Below are 15,887 nucleotides of genomic sequence, written 5' to 3' on the forward strand. Positions count from 1 at the left end.
TCGGTAGATTGGTGTCAGCAACCGAGGATGAGGCAAGCCAAATGGAAGATAACGAGGAATTCGAGAAAGCCCCGGCGATGTCACGCGTGACGATGGTGATAGCCGATCCATTTGTCGAGAAGACGGAATCGCTCGTTTCGAGCCTGATAGAAAGAGGCTTTCTTGTGGTGAGGAGTTCGACGCTCTCCGAGGCCATGGCAGCATGCCTAGCGGTACAGCCTACCATCGTATTGACGGAACTGCGGTTCCCCGATGGTACCGGACTTGAGCTCGTGAAATGGATTTCGCAATGGCTGCCTTCTACGAGGATAGTCATTCATAGCTGGTTTGCCGATATTCCGATAGCCGTTGTCGCGGTAAAGGCCGGCGCTGACGATTTCGTGCCCAAACCTACTGACGACGAGTTCTTGACGAGCATTCTTTTATACGGATCAGCAAACGTACCGTCCGATTGCAGGATCGAGGAGCCGGATCGCGTGAGGCATGAGCACATCGAGGAGGTCTTGAGACGGACCAGCTCGAACGTGTCACTCGCCGCCCGACACCTAAACCTGCATAGGCGTTCGCTTCAAAGAATGCTCAAGCGTTATCAACCCAGCGCCTGAGCGGAATCTGGCTGAAGGTCCGAGCTGGACGGGTGGTCGCACGACGGGCGCAGGGGCGGTTCCGGGGGGCTTCTGTGGACGGCCCCGACATCCAACAAAACTGACAAAATTCGGGCTCTACCCGTGCGTGAAAGGGGACCATGCACCCGCCGTCTTCTATACTTCTGGCCAATCGGCGCGCGGAACGGTCCTTTCCCGACCCGGTCCGCCAATGTCATTCACCGCGAGGCACCGCCGGGGCGGACTATCAGTCCACGACGTAAGCCGTGGCGTCCGCAAAATCCGGCATGCTCCGATGCCGATGAACCGCGTTGAGCAATTCAGCTACTATAAAGCAGAGCGGACGCGAAAAACTGTCCGTTTCGTCGAACATCCGACGGTAGTCATCCCCGCAGGATAATTCGGTCTCGATTTCGAGCAGTCGGTGGAACGCGATGTGCGAGAGCTTCCATCCGCCGCGAGACATCGGTACCGCGAACGCCTTGCCTGACAGGGCGAACATCGCGGGGGCGAGATGCTCGTGGATAAACAGAGCCGTGCAGTTCGAGAACACCCCGAGCTCATGGAGCGGAGGCACCGTCCCGAGAGCGATGGCCACCCTTCTGGCATCGAAGTCCGGTTCGGTCTGGTTTTCGTCCGTGCTGGACCAGATGCAGCCGGGTTTGGTGTCACCGAAGCACTCTATCACTTCCACGGGCCTTCGCGTGTGATGATGAAGCAGCGTCTGCACGCCTTCGAGTTCCGAGGAAGAGGAGCTGCTGCCGATCACCGAGATCACATCGCATGACGCGATGGCGTACGCGACTTGTAAGAAGACATCGCCCCAGACCTTTGTTTCGTATCGGTCACTCTGGCCACAGTATCCGACAGGGAAAGGTATCGCACCCATCGATTCCAATCGCTCCGCGGGCCAACGCCGCAACTCCGACACTCTATGCTTTGCGAAAAACATAGGCCCGGCTTCCTCGGGGGGGCGTTCTAGGTCGAAAGGAAGATCGAAGGTTCTTAGGTTGGGTGTTCGGTCGGCGAGCACGGATGACATGTTGAGTTACCCCGGGGTGGATAGATCGCCCAAGTTACCCTCCGCTTCAACAAAAGTGCAGTATACTGTAGTGTGTGTGACGGGAGCCGAATGCAACGCGGCTCCCGCCGGAAGCGGTCAGAGCTTCGGCATCATATGCTCCCGCATGAAGCCCATGTACTCCACCTCGGAGGTTCCACGACGCTTATCGATCAGGGGCTGGATGTCCTGCGTGGCGACATACCGGAGTTGATCGGTACCGTCAGTGGCAGCGTTGTAGATGACCTGCGCTACCTGTCGGCTTGTTCCACGCCCGCTGGACTGACGCAGGCCGTCGAAAATCGCGCCAGCGCCGGCAATGAACGCGTCGTAATCGGAAGGCGTCGATGTGGATGAAAACTCGGACCCGGTTCGTGCCCCGAATTTCGTTTCTAGCACGCCGCCGGGCTCGACCAGTTTCACCCCGATCCCCAGAGCAGCCAGTTCGTAGGACAGCGACTCCGAGAACCCCTCCAAGGCGAACTTCGAGGCGTTGTAGAGCGAGATCATCGGGAGGCCGAAGATACCCGCGCCCGAGCTGACATTGATGTAGAGGCCGTTGCGGTTCGCACGGAAGTGCGGGAGTGTCTCTCGGACGACATCCATAACACCGAAGACATTCACTTCGAACTGGTCCTGGATCTTTTCGCGCGGCGTTCCCTCGAAGACGCCAAACAGGCCATATCCGGCGTTGTTTACGACAACATCTATCCGGCCAAACCTCCCGATGCCCTGAGAAACGGCCGACTTGATGCTTTCGCGATCCTGGACGTCGACCCTTGTAACCAGAACGTTCGGGTATTCGTCGCAGGCTTGCTTAGGATTGCGCATTGTCGCAATCACGTTCCAACCCTTATCCGCGAAGAGGCACGCAGCAGCCTCGCCGAAGCCGGATGAGCAGCCGGTGATGAGAACGGTGTTTGTCACATTTTTCTCCTTGTCGAGCGTTGATCCTATATTTAGACGCTTGTTTTGATGGTATAAACGGTACAGATCCGTACGAGACATTGAAGGAAACTGGACAATCATGTCTGGCATGACCCTTTCGGACCTACGGGCCATTTTGGCCATCGCTGACAAAGGGAGTTTTCGCGGTGCGGCAAAGGCACTTGAGATTGCCGTTTCGTCGCTTAGCCATCAGGTCGCGAATGTCGAAAAGCGCGTCGGCGTTCGGCTGTTTAATCGCACCACGCGCAGCGTCTCGCTCAGCGAAGCGGGCGAAGCCCTCGTGCGACACATTCGCCCGGCTCTCGGCCAGATCGACGCCGCGCTGGAGGCGGTAGACCATCTGCGAGCAACCCCGATGGGGGTTCTGCGGTTGAACACGTCTGAGGGTGGCGCGGAACGCGTTTTGCCTCTGGTGCTAGATTTCCTTGCCAGCTACCCTGACATGAAAGTTGATTTGGTAACCGAAGGGCGGCTTGTAGACATTGTCGCGGAGGGATTCGATGCCGGACTTCGTCTTGAGGACGTCATTCCCAAAGACATGATTTCCGTTTCCCTCGGTCAACCGGAATCATTTGTTCTGGTCGCGTCTCCCACTTACCTCGCGGACAAGCAACTCCCCGTATCGCCTGGTGACCTCCTGGTTCACGAATGCATTCGGGCCCGACTTCCGAGCGGCTCCCTTATTGCATGGGAGCTGGAGCGAAACGGTGAGGCGCTGACCGTTGACGTTAAGGGTCGCCTCATCGCGGGAAGCACCGATCTGAGTATTCTTGCCGCCCGACAGGATGCCGGCGTCGCGTTTGTCTCCCTCCGTTCGGTGCAGGAGGACATCGATAGCGGGCGTCTGATACAGCTGCTTCCAGATTGGACGCCGCCCTATCCCGGCATAGCCCTGTTCTATCCGAACCGCAGACTGCCTTCCGCCGGGCTTCGCGCGTTCATCGACCACGTTCACGCTTGGCGGAAGGCGCATAGGTAATTAAACCAAGCGGATAAAGCGGACCGACCCTGGACGGGTGGGAGTGCGGCGACCATCCATGATGGCGTCCGCAAATGCTTGGGGAGCCTCTTAGGGAAGGTTAAGGCCGACCCCTTCTACCACGTGATGCACCCTATTGGCAGAAAACTTGTCCGCCCTCGCCTTGCTTTCCGTGACCGGGATAACGCCGTCGAAATCGCCGTCAAGGGTCACGGTGGAAACGGTGATCACTGCCTGGGCCGCGAGGCGCGCCTCGAGTTCGGCGTAGCCGGGATACCCCGTCGGCGGTGCCGATAAAAATGAACCACAACGTCGCTATAGTCCGGGTTATCGAAGGACGGTGCGGATCCTTCGAACAGCGCTTTGCCGAACGTCCACGTCGGGGAGTTGTCGTGCCACATGATTTGGGCGATATCCCTCCGGTGGGCGTCCAGCCCTGCCCTTCCCCGCTCGGTTTGGAAATAGAACTGAAACCAAAAGCCACGCTCCACTATCGCCGGAGCGGGCAGATTTGACTGGCGATGTCCTGAATCAGATATCCGCTGGCCGAAACTAGGAGATCACGCCGCTCCAGCTCGACGCGTCGGCGAAAGCGCCGTGGACGAGAACCACCGTTGGCTTTGAGCCGCTTGCGAATACGGGCAAGGCTGCAGCGTAAAGAAGCGCTGTCACGAGCAGGGTTTTGGTTGCTTTCAACATTTCCAACTCCTTTTTTTTGATTGATACGCGACCGTCAACGCGGTTTGAATCGAATGACCGTGTGGGTACGGACACCACTGGTAGAGACTGCGCCAACGCAGTCGGACGAGGATCAAGCCGAAACTGAATCTAGCTTTTCCGAAGAAACGGGTAAGCTATACGGAGGTTTGTCAGGTTCGCCGTGCGGGGAACCATGCTTATGGCGAAAGATCGCCTCGGGCACGCTTATGCTGTGGTTTCGGGATAGCTCGATACGAAGCTAGCAACCCCTGCGAGGGGCGAAGCTTCACGCCTCGAACTGCTGCAATCGCGCAAAGCGCTCGACCAGAAGATCGATAAAAAGCCGGACCTTCCTCGGCAAGTGATTGCGGTTCGGAAAAATGGCGCTGATCGTGAACTCCACGCCCTTGTATCCTGTCATGACGGATAGGAGTCGGCCGGCCGCGATCTCCTCGACAACAACCGGGCTCGGAGCGAGAAAAATGCCGCGTCCCCTCACCGCAAGATCACGCAAGAGATCGGCACTGCTCGAGACGACATTTCCTTTCGCCCGGGCTTCCACGATTGAACCGTCCATGTCGACGAAGCGCCACATGTCGCCGAAGGCGTATAGGGCATAACTAAGGCAGTTGTGATCAACAAGGTCACTGGGTTTTTCTGGCGCTCCGTGCCGTAAGACATATTCCGGCGAACACACGAGCAGATGCCTCCAGGTCGCCAGCTTTCTTGCGATCAGATTCGAGTCCGGCGTCGTCATCCGTATAGCCAGATCGTAGCCGTCATCGATCATGTCCACCATGCGTTCCCCGATATCCAGGCTAATGGTTACTTGAGGATAGCGTTCGACGAATTCGTTCGTTATCGCTGCCAAGCTCTGGACCATCGATGAATTGGTGTAGATGCGGAGTTGCCCCCGAGGGGTCGATGACAACGCTACGACGGCCTCGTTTGCCTCATCGAGATCCATCAATATGGCCGAAGAACGGTCGTAATAGAATTTTCCGGCTTCGGTCAGGCTTACCTTTCGCGTCGTACGGTGGAGGAGCAGGACGCCGAGCCTCTCCTCAAGGGCTTTGATGTGGTTGGCGACCATCGTTGTGGACATGTTCAACTTACGTGCGGCAGCTGAAAAACCGCCGGTCTCAACGACCCGGCCGAATACTTCCAAACTGGTCAACCTGTCCATGATCTCCGCCCACCTTAAACCGACACTTGATAATCCTTTCATATCTTCGCCGATTATCACAGCTTCAATTCGAGGGCATTTTACGGGCCAAAAGCCGAGCGTCGGATCGTATGCCTTTAGATCGGGAGAATCAAAATGGTTGAAGTGCCTCGACCGGAAGCATTCACAGTCGCTGAAACTGAGAAGGGACTTCGAATTGGCGGGCCACCCGAATTGGCCGCTCCGGTTTCATCGATTTCCGGTAAGCATCCGCTTCAACGTGCGAAGCGCAAAAGATTCCGCTCTCTCATGCTGGCGTCAGCCGTTATTGCAGCGTTTGTCATAGGCGGGCAGACGGGGTATCGATATTTCGTCGTCGATCGATACGTCGAAACAACTGACAACGCCTATCTCAAGGCGGACTCCACCGCCGTGGCTCCCAAGGTTTCGGGATACATTCGAGAAATTCTGGTCAACGACAACGACCCCGTCAAAGCAGGACAACTGCTGGCGCGCATCGACGACAGGGACTTCCAGATTACGCTATCCCAGGCGCGTGCCGACCTAGAAGCGGCAGACGCCGCAATAAGGAACATCGATACACAGGTCAACCTGCAACGCTCTCTGGTCCGGCAGGCAGAGGCTCAACTGAACGCATCCAAAGCCGCTTTGGTTTTCGCCGAGGCAGACGCGGAACGATGGAGCAAGCTTATCACGAACGGTGCGGGTTCTCAATCACGTGCGGAGCAGACCGTCTCCCTCCGGGACCAGGCAAAAGCGGCTGTGAAGCGCGACGAGGCGAACGTGGTTGCGACCAGAGACCGAATTCCGGTGCTTGAGACGCAGAAAAGCCAGGCTGCCGCTCAACGCCACAAGGCCGAGGCTCAGGTTGCCCAAGCGGAACTGAACCTGGCCTACACGCGGATCGTCTCACCTGTCGACGGTACGGTTGGCGCGCGAACTCTCAGGATCGGACAACTCGTGAACGCTGGAACACAACTAATGTCCGTAGTTCCTCTTCATTCGATCTACGTCGTCGCCAACTTCAAGGAAACACAGCTCACGGATATCAAGGTCGGCCAGCCCGTCGTGATCAGCGTCGACAGTTTCCCCGGCATTCAGATCGGCGGCCGTGTGGAGAGCCTATCTCCAGGCAGCGGTTCGGAGTTTTCGCTGCTCCCTACCGATAACGCCACCGGAAACTTCACGAAGATCGTCCAGAGGGTTCCCGTCAAGATCACAGTGGACGCTGGCGATCTCTCAGGCAGCCTGAGGTCCGGCATGTCCGTGGTCCCGCGGATCGACACAGCAGACGGGCGTTCCACGTTCGACGGACTCTGGCCGATCCAGGACGAATGAGTATACCGCGGTTTACATAGATCAGCGCATCCGGGCGTGTATTCTCGCTGTCGCAGATCGCGTCCTCGTAGACCGCCTCTACAGAAGAGGTCCCCGCAATCCTCGTCGGCAGGGACCAGCGAACTGCACGCGATAGCAGGGTCGTCCATCCGCCGGGACGGCTCTGCTCTATCCGTTTCGAAGATATTTGCCCTCACCATTCAAAAGGCAAACCGACGTATAGCTTCCCTTGGAATTGGCGGCCGCTAGCTTGAACGCGCCGCCTTGCATGCAATTGCGCTTTTTCGCTTCGAAGGCATGTAGGCGTTCAAGGCCGATCGCGTGGCCATCCGGCCACCTTGGAGACGAAGTCAATGGTTTTGGTAGAGCAGATTCTCGACAGGGCGAAAGCCCGCCTTGTTAAAATCTCCCCTGACGCTCCGGTGCTCGACGCCGCGACGTTATTCAGGGACGGAGCTGAAATGGTACTGGCGTGCCGCGAGAGCGGGCGACTTGCCGGAATAATCACAAAGAGCGATCTCATGCGCAGCTTCGTACAAAGCGGCAGGCTGGATCTGGCGGTTCCGGTCGCGTCCGTGATGCAGAAGGAAATTGTTAGCTGCGAGCCTGCCGATAAACTTGAGCAGGTCTGGCAAGTGCTTAGCCAAAACAGCTTCAGACACCTTCCGGTCGAAGATCAAAACGGATGCGCGATCGGCGTTGTAAACGCCCGGGACATTCTAGGTGGCCTGTTGCGGGAGGCCGAAAGCGAGGAGGAATTGCTGAAGGAGTACGTTATGGGTGTCGGATATCGCTGAACGAGCGCATAGTCCGCCAGCTTAGGTCCTCGCGCTTTCCTTCATCGCGTCCGCCGTGGCCAGCAGATCGTAACGGCGCACCAGTTCGCTTAATGTCCGGCACTCCATCTTCTTCATCATCCGGCCGCGATGCAGCTTCACCATGATCTCGCTGATCCCCAGCTCCCAGGCGATCTGCTTGTTCAGCAGGCCGTCAGTGACGAACTTGAGAACCTCCCGTTCGCGGGGCGTCAGCTTTCCATAGCAGTTGAGAGCGTTGTCGAGGTTGATACGCTCAGTCCGACGTTCGCTATCGAGATTGATGGCCTTGACGGCTGCGGCGACGACTTTCTTACTATCGAAGGGCTTGAGAAAGAAGTCGGTCGCCCCGGCCTTCATCGCGTCAACCGAAATCCTGACGTCTTCGAAGCCAGTTATGAAGACGACGGGATGGCTGCAGCCCATTGCAGACAGCCTTTTCTGTAGTTCAAGCCCGTTGAAATCAGGCATGTTGATATCGAGAAGTATGCAACCCGGACGCCCCGGATCGAAGCCCGCGAGAAAATCGGCAGGACCGTTAAAGGCTACTGCGGGCATGTCGAAAGAGCCAAAAAGATCGATCAACGATTTGCGGACGATGTCTTCGTCATCGACGATCGTGATCAACGGTGCGGCATTCTGCAGTTCCATCGAGTGTATCATATCAGGTCCTCCTACACCTTCCGTCTATTCTGCGGGTTGTCGGCTCGTCTCGGTCTCAGGCGCATTGTCCGTCTCGGCAAAAACGAGAGGCAGCCAAGCTTCGAATGCCGCGCCGCCCTCCAGGGTGTTCCGCGCCGAAATCACGCCGCCGTGGCTCTGGACGATGGAACGGCAAATCGACAAGCCCATGCCCATCCCCTCCTTCCTGGTCGTGAAGAAGCTCTCGAAGATCTCTGTCGCAATCCCTTCCGGGATGCCCGGTCCCGTATCGTGAACTTCGACGAAGGCCCGCTCACCGTCGCTTCGGGTGGTAACCTGCACCCGCCCGGACTGCGCTTGCGTCCTCTCGATCGCCTGCATCGCGTTGACGACGAGATTGACGACAAGTTGCTGGATCTGAACCGGATCGGCCTCGACCCTCGCGATTTCCGCGGATAGATTGCTGCTGATCGTCACGGATCTGCGGGTCGCTTCCTTCTTGACGAACGTAAGCGCTGTGGCGACCAGTCGGTTGAGGTCGCACGTTTGCCTCTCGGGCGTCGCCTTGGTCGCCATGTCCTGGACACGCTTGATGACCTCGTTCGCACGACGGACGCTTTCCTCGATCCTTTCGACGAGCTCTCGTACCTTTGGCAGGTTGGGATCGCTACGCTGGAGCCAACGTGCCGCGGTAGCGGCGTCATTCGCCACCACCGACAATGGCTGCCTGACCTCGTGGACGATCGCCCCGGATAACTCTCCGAGAATGGACAGCTTGGAAAAATGGGCGAACTCGGATTCCATCTTCTTGAGCTCCTTCTCGATGCGGACCTGCTCGGTCATGTCGATGATCATCAGCACCGATGTATCGAAATTAGCAGCCGACTGCGGAAAGGAGACCATGAGAGCGGCGTCTATGGTCCTGCCGTCGAAGGTCTTGATTTTGAGCCTCTGATAATGGTTTGGCCGTCCTCGGAAGTGGGCGGACATCACGTTCGAGGACGCTTCTGGCGTTCCAGCGAAGACATAGGCGACAGGTGCCAGCAATTGAGAGATATCCGTGGCTCCGAAAAGCGTCAGCGCGACGTCATTCACCTCCCTCACGATCACGGAATTGTTGGCCTGATCGACCAGCTGCGGATTCTCGAGAATAAACGCGTCGATATCCTCGACGCCGCTGTGCTTTAGGTTGGTGAAAGCCTCTTCCACATCGCTTGCGTCCACCTGCAGCACGGCGGCGGGCACGTTGTTGAACAGCGTCCGGTAGCGGGCTTCGCTGACCTCGAACTCTTTGAGACGACGGCTCATTTCCCTCAAACATGTTGGATCGAGGTCGTCATTGGGGAACGTCGTCATATTCATATCGTTCACTCCGCCCTTTACCGTCGGTGAAATCGGCACCCGAGGACCGAAACCAGCGGTGACGCTAGAAATTTAAGTAAAGAAGACAGTCCATGCTACTGGATGCGATTACGGTTGCGCTGGTGACATTCAGATAAAGAATGCTTTGCTCGCGACCCTTCAATTCGTTCTTTTTCAGGTACTATTCGGTCGCAAGCGATGCAGATAGCAAGCATCGCGCTCTCCGACCTCCCCCATGGATCAGGGGATCAACCGTCGTCAGGCCTCGTCCCGGAGAACCACCAACAGGACGATCTTCTCGAAAGAAAGCACGAAATAGAATTTATATAACAGCGGGTCCGGTAGCCCGCGCTTGTCGAACGAACCGTCGACGCTGCCCTTCATGATGGTGCTGCCGTAATGTCGACGGATGGAAATCGCCTCGATCGACAGGGACACGCCCGCGACATCGGTTTTCGCCCACTCGCCGATCTCGGCGAGGCCCTGAACTTCATTCAACTGGTCGTTCACTATCGCGTCGGCGGCAAAGAGCGCCAGAAGCCGCTCGATGTCGCGCGAGTTGATCGCTTCGACAAAGTCCATGATGACCTTGCGATTCATCATTTCCGGGGTTGAGTGTGCGTTCATCGGTTCGCCGACCTTCCAAGAGCGGTGTATCGTCACGTGGCTGTATCTATTGGCATTTGAGGCATGCTATCGCCTCGTCTGCCGCGTTAGGCAGCTTTGCTCGACTGCTTTCCACACTGTCACTGTCTCATGGACGCATCGGAATGGCATGTGAAACGATGTGAAAAGGCGCTCGTGAGTGCAGCGGTTATTTCCCGCCTATTTAACGGCGAGACATAAACTCGGGATCGGGCGTGAAAACGTGTACTGGGGCGAAGCGTCTCCGGGATACAAACCTAACCTACCAGCTAGGTTGGCGGAGGGTATCGGGCCTTTTATACTGAGATTGACTCAGTGTGACGGCACCATGATCTACTCGTTCGGACCATATCGCTTCTTGGCGTCCCAGCGCTCGCTACAGCGCGACGGGGAACCGTGCGAAATCGGCAGCCGCGCTACGGACATCCTGACCCTGTTGCTGGAGCACGCCGGGGAAGTGGTTTCGAAGGAGACCATCGTCAGTCACGCCTGGCCTTCAAGTTTCGTTGAAGAAAGCTCGATCAGGGTGCAGATTGCATCGCTCCGAAAGGCCCTGGACGACGGCGACCGGGAGAAGTACGTTCGCAACATACCGGGGCGAGGCTATTGTTTTATCGCTCCGGTCGAAAGGGAAGCGCCGCTAGAAGCGGTCTCGCGTACCTCCCTTCCCGCGACGTCCGCAACACGCCCGACCATTGATGTCCCTCCTCCGCTAAAACGTATTATTGGGCGTGACGGTGTTGTCGCGGAGCTGGTCGCCGATATCCTCGATCGTCGCTTTGTCACCGTTGTCGCATCCGGCGGCATCGGAAAGACGACCGTTGCCGTCGCGGCGGCACACCAGATGCTCGACGAATTCGAGGGCGACGTCTACTTCTACGACTTGGTCGCTCTCAAGGACGCCGCGGAACTTCTGACGGGTCTGGCGAACGTTCTAGGTGTGAACACCTCCGCCCCGAATCTCCTGACATCCATCGTCGGGAACCTGGACGGCCGCCGCCTCCTGCTGGTTTTAGACAACTGCGAGCATATCGTCGAAGACGTCTCGATACTGGCAGAATCACTGTACGATGCCCTGCCGGGTCTTCACATACTCGCCACCAGCCGCGAAGCACTGCGGGTGGAAGGCGAGATACTTCTCCACCTCCAGCCACTCGAAGCACCACCTCCGGGCGCGGCCATTTCAGCTGCGGATATCGAGAACTTTCCCGCCGTCCAGCTTTTCTTCGACAGGGCTGCCGCTGCGGGACTGAGAGGTGAACCCGGCGACGAAGACGCGAGCAAGGCCGCGCAGATATGCCATCGGCTCGACGGCATCCCATTGGCATTGGAACTGGCGGCTGGTCGCGCCGGCGCACATGGGATTTCGGGTGTGGTTCAACTGCTCGAGAACCGCTTTCGACTTCACTGGCGAGGCCGACGAGCAGCGCTTCCGCGTCATCAGACGCTGAGATCGATGTTCGACTGGAGCTACAACCTGCTTACCCGCGAGGAGCAGGCGCTTTTCCGGGCCCTGTCCGTGTTCAACGGGGGATTCACGCCGGAGATGGCGATAGCGGTGGCTGCCTTTATGGAAACTACCGAAGAAGAAGTCTTCGATCTCTGCGAGAGCCTAGCGGAAAAGTCCCTCATCTCGCTTCAGACCGGACAACAGCTTTATCGGCTCACCGAGACCGCCCGCGCCTATGCAGGGGAAGCCCTTCAGCAGCACGAGGGAGAACTCGCCCGCGCCAGCCAAGAACATGCAAGCTATTTTCTTGCCTTCACGCGGAAGCTGACCGAGTTGACCCCGCCTTTCGAGAGATGGGGCGAGCAGCACAGAACCAGCGACCTCCTTGCCAATGTCCGGTCTGCGTTGAGATGGTGTTTTTCCGAGGATGGAAATGACGATGTCGGCGTCGCGCTCATCGCGTCGTCCTGGCCGCTTTTCTACGAAATGGGCCTCCTGACGGAATGCGGGTCGTGGGCGGCGAGAGCGCTCGCGGCGGCGACCGAGCTCGACCTCGCGACTGAAGCGTCTCTTTGCGAAGCCGTGGCCTTGACGGGGACGATGGCGGTACATTCAATGCTTCAGGTCAAGACGGCCTACAGTCGATGCCTGGAGTTATGCCGGGAGCTTGGAGATGTCGGGCGCGAGATGCGCACGCTAGCGGCCTATAACGTCTTCATCACCAGGATAGGAAAGTATCAGGAGGGTCTTGAGGCAGCCAGGGATTTCGAGGCTCTTTCGGCCGAGGCGAACATTCCCAAGGCCAGGCTCCTGTGCGGCTGGATGAACGGGACGACGCTTGCCTATCTCGGTTCATTCGCGCAGGCGCGCCATTACCTGGAGGCCGCCGTCCCCAGATATCCCCTTCTCGACCTTTCGTTCACAGCGATGCTACAGCTCGTAAGAGCGCGCTCGCTCTACGCCCGGACGCTTTGGATAGAGGGAGAGACGGACAGGGCCCTTCAGGAAGTCGAGCTGGCGCTGGAGGAATCTCGCACATACGGCAACCCCGTCTGCCTGGCGATCGCGCTCACGCACGGAGCGGGCGTTTTGCTTTGGTCGGGAAATCTCGACAGAGCGCAGGAACTCGCAGCGGACCTTCACAGAATCACTACCAGCAACGGACTTCCTGCCTTCGAGGCCTTGGCAATCGGCATAAAGGGGGAAGTGGCTTTGTCGGATGGTCGGCTGGAAGAAGCCGAGGCGTTGCTTAACGAGGCTCTCGTCCGCGCCGACGCCCAAATGCATGCGAACACCGCGACTACCATCGCCGCCGCCCAGTCGGAGTGCGCATTCCGTGCGGGACGACCGAGGGAATCCCTCGATCTGATCGACCGCGCGATCGGCCGGGCGACTGAAACGGGCGAGCGGTTCCAGCTTGCCGAGCTCCTGCGGCTCAAGGCGACGTTCATCGTTCCATCGAATGCGGAATTGGCGGCCGAAACCTTTCGCATTGCGATCTCGACCGCGCGCCAGCAGGGTGCGCGTGCCTTCCAGCTCAAGGCCGCGGTCGGCTTCCGCGACGCGCTTCTACCGGGGACGAAGGACGAAGCACATGCCGCGGTGGCCGAAGCATGCCGCTCCACGCGGCCGGTTGATACTTCAGAAGCCGTAGATCGGCCTAGCGTTCCGGCCGCCTGACATCATAGACCGTTCTCGAACCTGTGGCTGATCTCGGCCTTGCCGACCACGTCCGCGGTCAAGCGGTCGCCCGGACGGATGTCGAGAAGGAAGGGATAGGTGCCGGATGTCACTATATCTCCTTTTTTCAGCCAGGAACCCTCTTCCCGCAGTCGTTCGGCGGTCCACAGCAATGCCCTAAGGGGGCGAACGAGCATGGACGTCACATCCCATGCAGTGCGGCCTTCCCTTTGCACGACAGCACGTACGTCCACATTTCCTGAAAGGTCTACGCACGGGATTGGCGTGGGCTCCATGATGATTTCCGCGTGATCAATCCGCGCCAAACGGCCTGAGTGGTGTCGGTAGCCGTTGAAGGCAACGAGAACCGGATACACGCCAGCGATGGCCTTCGAAACGGACTCGGTGGCGATATCCTCGCCTACAAACGGATATTCACGCGCGATTTCGAAAGCGATGTCGATCTGGTAACCCACGATGTTCTCGTGAACCGGGATACCATCGTCCGTAAACCGTCTACCGCCGTCGGCCTGCATAAGCTGGGGGCATGAAGCGCCGAAATGACGCTGGACGGGTTCGGAGAAACCGAGCACGGCATAGCCCGCCCAGCTCGCGCCGTCATGTCCGCTACCGCGGTGATCTCCACCGATTGAGTTGGGTTTCTCCGGCCTCTCGATATTGAGGGAAGCGCCGTTCGACTTGCGACGAGACCGCAACGTATGAGCGGGAAGCTCGAAGAGGCGTTGGTCACGAACACGGTTTTGAGATTGATATGCCCTACCAATCTGGATTCCTGATGCAGTCGTCATGTTCGTCGCCCTCGCTGCGGTATGGTTCGCTGAAATTGCTCGGCTGCAACGCTTTGCAATCCAGCGGAACCATACTGACGTCGAACCACGGGTTACGTAACTGAACTTAGGTATGCCATCGGGGTCACGGGTGCATCTCATGCTCGTTCCATGGTGATTTACCATGTGCGGGCGCTGAGTACACCAAAGTATGCTACCCGGGCGGTTCTCAGGAAATTAGTCTGACCCCGTTCGGCGACATCCGTGGCTCATCGGACTGCAGCCTGTTTACGAGGGAGAAGACGGTGACGGCAACGCTCACAATGCATCCGCGATCATCAACCCTCGACTGGTCGGTTGTTGACGCGCTCCGGATGGCCGAGAGCTGCGCCAGTGGCGATCGGGAGCTACCTTCGCATTCGCTGCCTCATTATTCGGTACGATTCAATTCGCAGATCGTGGAGCTGACCCTGGTGGACCTCATCCACGACCCTTTGGTCGCCAGCCTCAACCGGGCGGACGGCGTCAGCTTCGAGACTTACATGCAACTGCTTCTGAGCGCGGCACGCGTCAAGGCGGAGAGCCTGTCTTAACGAAATCCTCCACGCTCCCGCAAGGATCGGCGAAGTTGAAAGCCCGATCGACGTCCAAACTACTAGATGCGGCCCAGTCGGATCACTATAAGGCTTCCGTCCAGGTCGGGAGAAACAGTTGACCGAAATACCGTCCGATGCGTTCTACGAGCTTCCGATCCCACTCCGCGATCAGCTTCTTGCCTTTTGGGGCAGCGCAAAAGGCGTTAGACAGTAGCGCGGGCTTCTCGGGTGAAATCGTCTTTCTCGATAACGGCGATAGCGTCTTTCCACGACTGACCTGCGCTAAATTCGCGCGACGGCGCGAAGTCCTCTCACCAGCTGAACGTGCGGAGCGCTTCCTGCGTGAGATCAAGCTGCAGACGGCGGCGCATTATCACCCTAACGTACATTGGCCCTTTGACGTTATCTTTATCCTTGGCACGCCCATCGCCTTTTTCCGGCGGTGGGAGGGCGATCTGTCCGATTTCATCGAGGATCCTCGTTGGGGTGATCTCGGGCGATTGTCGTTGTTGATCCAGCTTTCGGCGAGTCTCGCGCACGGTCACCGTCGCGGCTTGGTTCACCAAGACCTCAAGCCGCAAAACATCTTCGTTCGAGACCTGAGGACGAACTTTTCGCTGCCACCGACCGATTTGTGGTTTCGCCCTTTGGTCGCGGACTTTGGTAGCGTCAATCTTGCCGCAGACATCGGCGTGTTCACTGGTTCGCGCCCGTACATGGCACCCGAACAATGGCACAAGACCGAGCTTGGTGAATGGACCAGCGTGTTCGCGTTTGGAATCATGCTTCACGAGATCATGTCGCGCGGAGTCCACCCGACGGGCGAGCGCAGCCGCGACTGGCATCGGCAGATCAACCCGGTTTTAATCGCTGGCAGAAGAACGACCGTTGGCGAAGATGAGTGGGAGACGGCTGCCCAATCGCGCGATCGCTCCCCATCACGATTTGGCGGAATTGGTGGCGGCAAGCAAATCACCCCGGCTATGCTTTTCGTCGCCGAATTAGCGGTGGGTGTGGTCGTCCCGGTTTTCGGGAAAAATACCTCGCGTCGCCACTATGTTCAACGACGATGGCAAGACTGAGGATTGTCGACC

The 15,887-nt window shown here is 58.1% G+C and carries 15 protein-coding genes; 7 read left to right on the forward strand and 8 right to left on the reverse strand.

The annotated features are described in order from the left end of the window. Positions 1-41: 41 nt before the first annotated feature. Positions 42-605: a response regulator transcription factor gene (locus FS804_RS21225; RefSeq protein ID WP_144578824.1), complete on the forward strand. Its 564-nt coding sequence runs from the start codon at positions 42-44 to the stop codon at positions 603-605. A gap of 247 nt (positions 606-852) precedes the next feature. Here the strand turns inward: FS804_RS21225 and FS804_RS21230 are convergent, their stop codons facing one another. Continuing rightward, positions 853-1,557 (reverse strand): hypothetical protein, encoded by a 705-nt coding sequence (locus FS804_RS21230; RefSeq protein ID WP_144578825.1) that lies wholly within the window; start codon positions 1,555-1,557, stop codon positions 853-855. Between the two features lie 207 nt (positions 1,558-1,764). Next, positions 1,765-2,703, reverse strand: a complete 939-nt coding sequence (locus tag FS804_RS21235; protein WP_246665921.1) for an SDR family oxidoreductase — start codon at positions 2,701-2,703, stop codon at positions 1,765-1,767. On the opposite strand from FS804_RS21235, the gene FS804_RS21240 reads away from it, so the two are divergent. After that, a complete protein-coding gene (locus FS804_RS21240) occupies positions 2,693-3,592 on the forward strand; it encodes a LysR family transcriptional regulator (protein WP_144578826.1) in 900 nt (299 codons plus the stop codon). The two genes, FS804_RS21235 and FS804_RS21240, sit on opposite strands and share 11 nt — an antisense overlap. A gap of 552 nt (positions 3,593-4,144) precedes the next feature. Here FS804_RS21240 and FS804_RS25090 read toward each other — a convergent pair. Further along, positions 4,145-4,291 carry a hypothetical protein gene (locus FS804_RS25090; RefSeq protein ID WP_286084903.1) on the reverse strand — a complete coding sequence of 49 codons (147 nt, stop codon included), beginning with the start codon at positions 4,289-4,291 and terminating at the stop codon, positions 4,145-4,147. 286 nt (positions 4,292-4,577) lie between these two features. Next, a complete protein-coding gene (locus FS804_RS21250; protein ID WP_144578827.1) occupies positions 4,578-5,477 on the reverse strand; it encodes a LysR family transcriptional regulator in 900 nt (299 codons plus the stop codon). A gap of 135 nt (positions 5,478-5,612) precedes the next feature. Here FS804_RS21250 and FS804_RS21255 point away from each other — a divergent pair, with 135 nt between their 5' ends. Further along, positions 5,613-6,815 carry an HlyD family secretion protein gene (locus tag FS804_RS21255; RefSeq protein ID WP_051674114.1) on the forward strand — a complete coding sequence of 401 codons (1,203 nt, stop codon included), beginning with the start codon at positions 5,613-5,615 and terminating at the stop codon, positions 6,813-6,815. 353 nt (positions 6,816-7,168) lie between these two features. Continuing rightward, positions 7,169-7,612 (forward strand): CBS domain-containing protein, encoded by a 444-nt coding sequence (locus tag FS804_RS21260; RefSeq protein ID WP_034495477.1) that lies wholly within the window; start codon positions 7,169-7,171, stop codon positions 7,610-7,612. A 21-nt stretch (positions 7,613-7,633) separates the two neighbouring features. Here the strand turns inward: FS804_RS21260 and FS804_RS21265 are convergent, their stop codons facing one another. The 3 genes from FS804_RS21265 to FS804_RS21275 all read right to left on the reverse strand — a co-directional run bounded on the left by FS804_RS21265 (position 7,634) and on the right by FS804_RS21275 (position 10,261). After that, entirely contained in the window at positions 7,634-8,293 is a 660-nt protein-coding gene (locus tag FS804_RS21265) for a response regulator transcription factor (RefSeq protein WP_144578828.1), read from the reverse strand. A 24-nt stretch (positions 8,294-8,317) separates the two neighbouring features. Further along, entirely contained in the window at positions 8,318-9,634 is a 1,317-nt protein-coding gene (locus tag FS804_RS21270; RefSeq protein WP_144578829.1) for a sensor histidine kinase, read from the reverse strand. A 258-nt stretch (positions 9,635-9,892) separates the two neighbouring features. Next, complete coding sequence (locus FS804_RS21275; protein ID WP_144578830.1) at positions 9,893-10,261, reverse strand: nuclear transport factor 2 family protein; 369 nt, start codon at positions 10,259-10,261, stop codon at positions 9,893-9,895. A 346-nt stretch (positions 10,262-10,607) separates the two neighbouring features. Here FS804_RS21275 and FS804_RS21280 point away from each other — a divergent pair, with 346 nt between their 5' ends. Continuing rightward, on the forward strand, positions 10,608-13,409 hold the full coding sequence (locus tag FS804_RS21280; RefSeq protein WP_144578831.1) for a winged helix-turn-helix domain-containing protein: 2,802 nt from the start codon (positions 10,608-10,610) through the stop codon (positions 13,407-13,409). Between the two features lie 2 nt (positions 13,410-13,411). Here FS804_RS21280 and FS804_RS21285 read toward each other — a convergent pair whose 3' ends face one another. Beyond that, a complete protein-coding gene (locus FS804_RS21285) occupies positions 13,412-14,218 on the reverse strand; it encodes a hypothetical protein (protein ID WP_144578832.1) in 807 nt (268 codons plus the stop codon). 284 nt (positions 14,219-14,502) lie between these two features. Here FS804_RS21285 and FS804_RS21290 point away from each other — a divergent pair, with 284 nt between their 5' ends. Next, complete coding sequence (locus FS804_RS21290) at positions 14,503-14,790, forward strand: hypothetical protein (RefSeq protein ID WP_144578833.1); 288 nt, start codon at positions 14,503-14,505, stop codon at positions 14,788-14,790. A gap of 137 nt (positions 14,791-14,927) precedes the next feature. Beyond that, positions 14,928-15,875, forward strand: coding sequence for a protein kinase (locus FS804_RS21295; protein WP_144578834.1), 948 nt, complete (start codon positions 14,928-14,930; stop codon positions 15,873-15,875). Positions 15,876-15,887 lie beyond the last annotated feature (12 nt).

The sequence above is a fragment of the Agrobacterium sp. DE0009 genome (genome assembly GCF_007680755.1).
Taxonomy (GTDB): domain Bacteria; phylum Pseudomonadota; class Alphaproteobacteria; order Rhizobiales; family Rhizobiaceae; genus Agrobacterium; species Agrobacterium tumefaciens_B.

Excerpts from the sequence above, each read along its gene's own strand:
- FS804_RS21225 (WP_144578824.1), top strand. The coding sequence starts at position 42 with ATGGAAGATAACGAGGAATTCGAGAAAGCCCCGGCGATGTCACGCGTG.
- FS804_RS21230 (WP_144578825.1), bottom strand. The coding sequence starts at position 1,557 with ATGTTTTTCGCAAAGCATAGAGTGTCGGAGTTGCGGCGTTGGCCCGCG.
- FS804_RS21240 (WP_144578826.1), top strand. The coding sequence starts at position 2,693 with ATGTCTGGCATGACCCTTTCGGACCTACGGGCCATTTTGGCCATCGCT.
- FS804_RS21235 (WP_246665921.1), bottom strand. The coding sequence starts at position 2,703 with ATGCCAGACATGATTGTCCAGTTTCCTTCAATGTCTCGTACGGATCTG.
- FS804_RS25090 (WP_286084903.1), bottom strand. The coding sequence starts at position 4,291 with ATGTTGAAAGCAACCAAAACCCTGCTCGTGACAGCGCTTCTTTACGCT.
- FS804_RS21250 (WP_144578827.1), bottom strand. The coding sequence starts at position 5,477 with ATGGACAGGTTGACCAGTTTGGAAGTATTCGGCCGGGTCGTTGAGACC.
- FS804_RS21255 (WP_051674114.1), top strand. The coding sequence starts at position 5,613 with ATGGTTGAAGTGCCTCGACCGGAAGCATTCACAGTCGCTGAAACTGAG.
- FS804_RS21260 (WP_034495477.1), top strand. The coding sequence starts at position 7,169 with ATGGTTTTGGTAGAGCAGATTCTCGACAGGGCGAAAGCCCGCCTTGTT.
- FS804_RS21265 (WP_144578828.1), bottom strand. The coding sequence starts at position 8,293 with ATGATACACTCGATGGAACTGCAGAATGCCGCACCGTTGATCACGATC.
- FS804_RS21270 (WP_144578829.1), bottom strand. The coding sequence starts at position 9,634 with ATGAATATGACGACGTTCCCCAATGACGACCTCGATCCAACATGTTTG.
- FS804_RS21275 (WP_144578830.1), bottom strand. The coding sequence starts at position 10,261 with ATGAACGCACACTCAACCCCGGAAATGATGAATCGCAAGGTCATCATG.
- FS804_RS21280 (WP_144578831.1), top strand. The coding sequence starts at position 10,608 with ATGATCTACTCGTTCGGACCATATCGCTTCTTGGCGTCCCAGCGCTCG.
- FS804_RS21285 (WP_144578832.1), bottom strand. The coding sequence starts at position 14,218 with ATGACGACTGCATCAGGAATCCAGATTGGTAGGGCATATCAATCTCAA.
- FS804_RS21295 (WP_144578834.1), top strand. The coding sequence starts at position 14,928 with ATGCGTTCTACGAGCTTCCGATCCCACTCCGCGATCAGCTTCTTGCCT.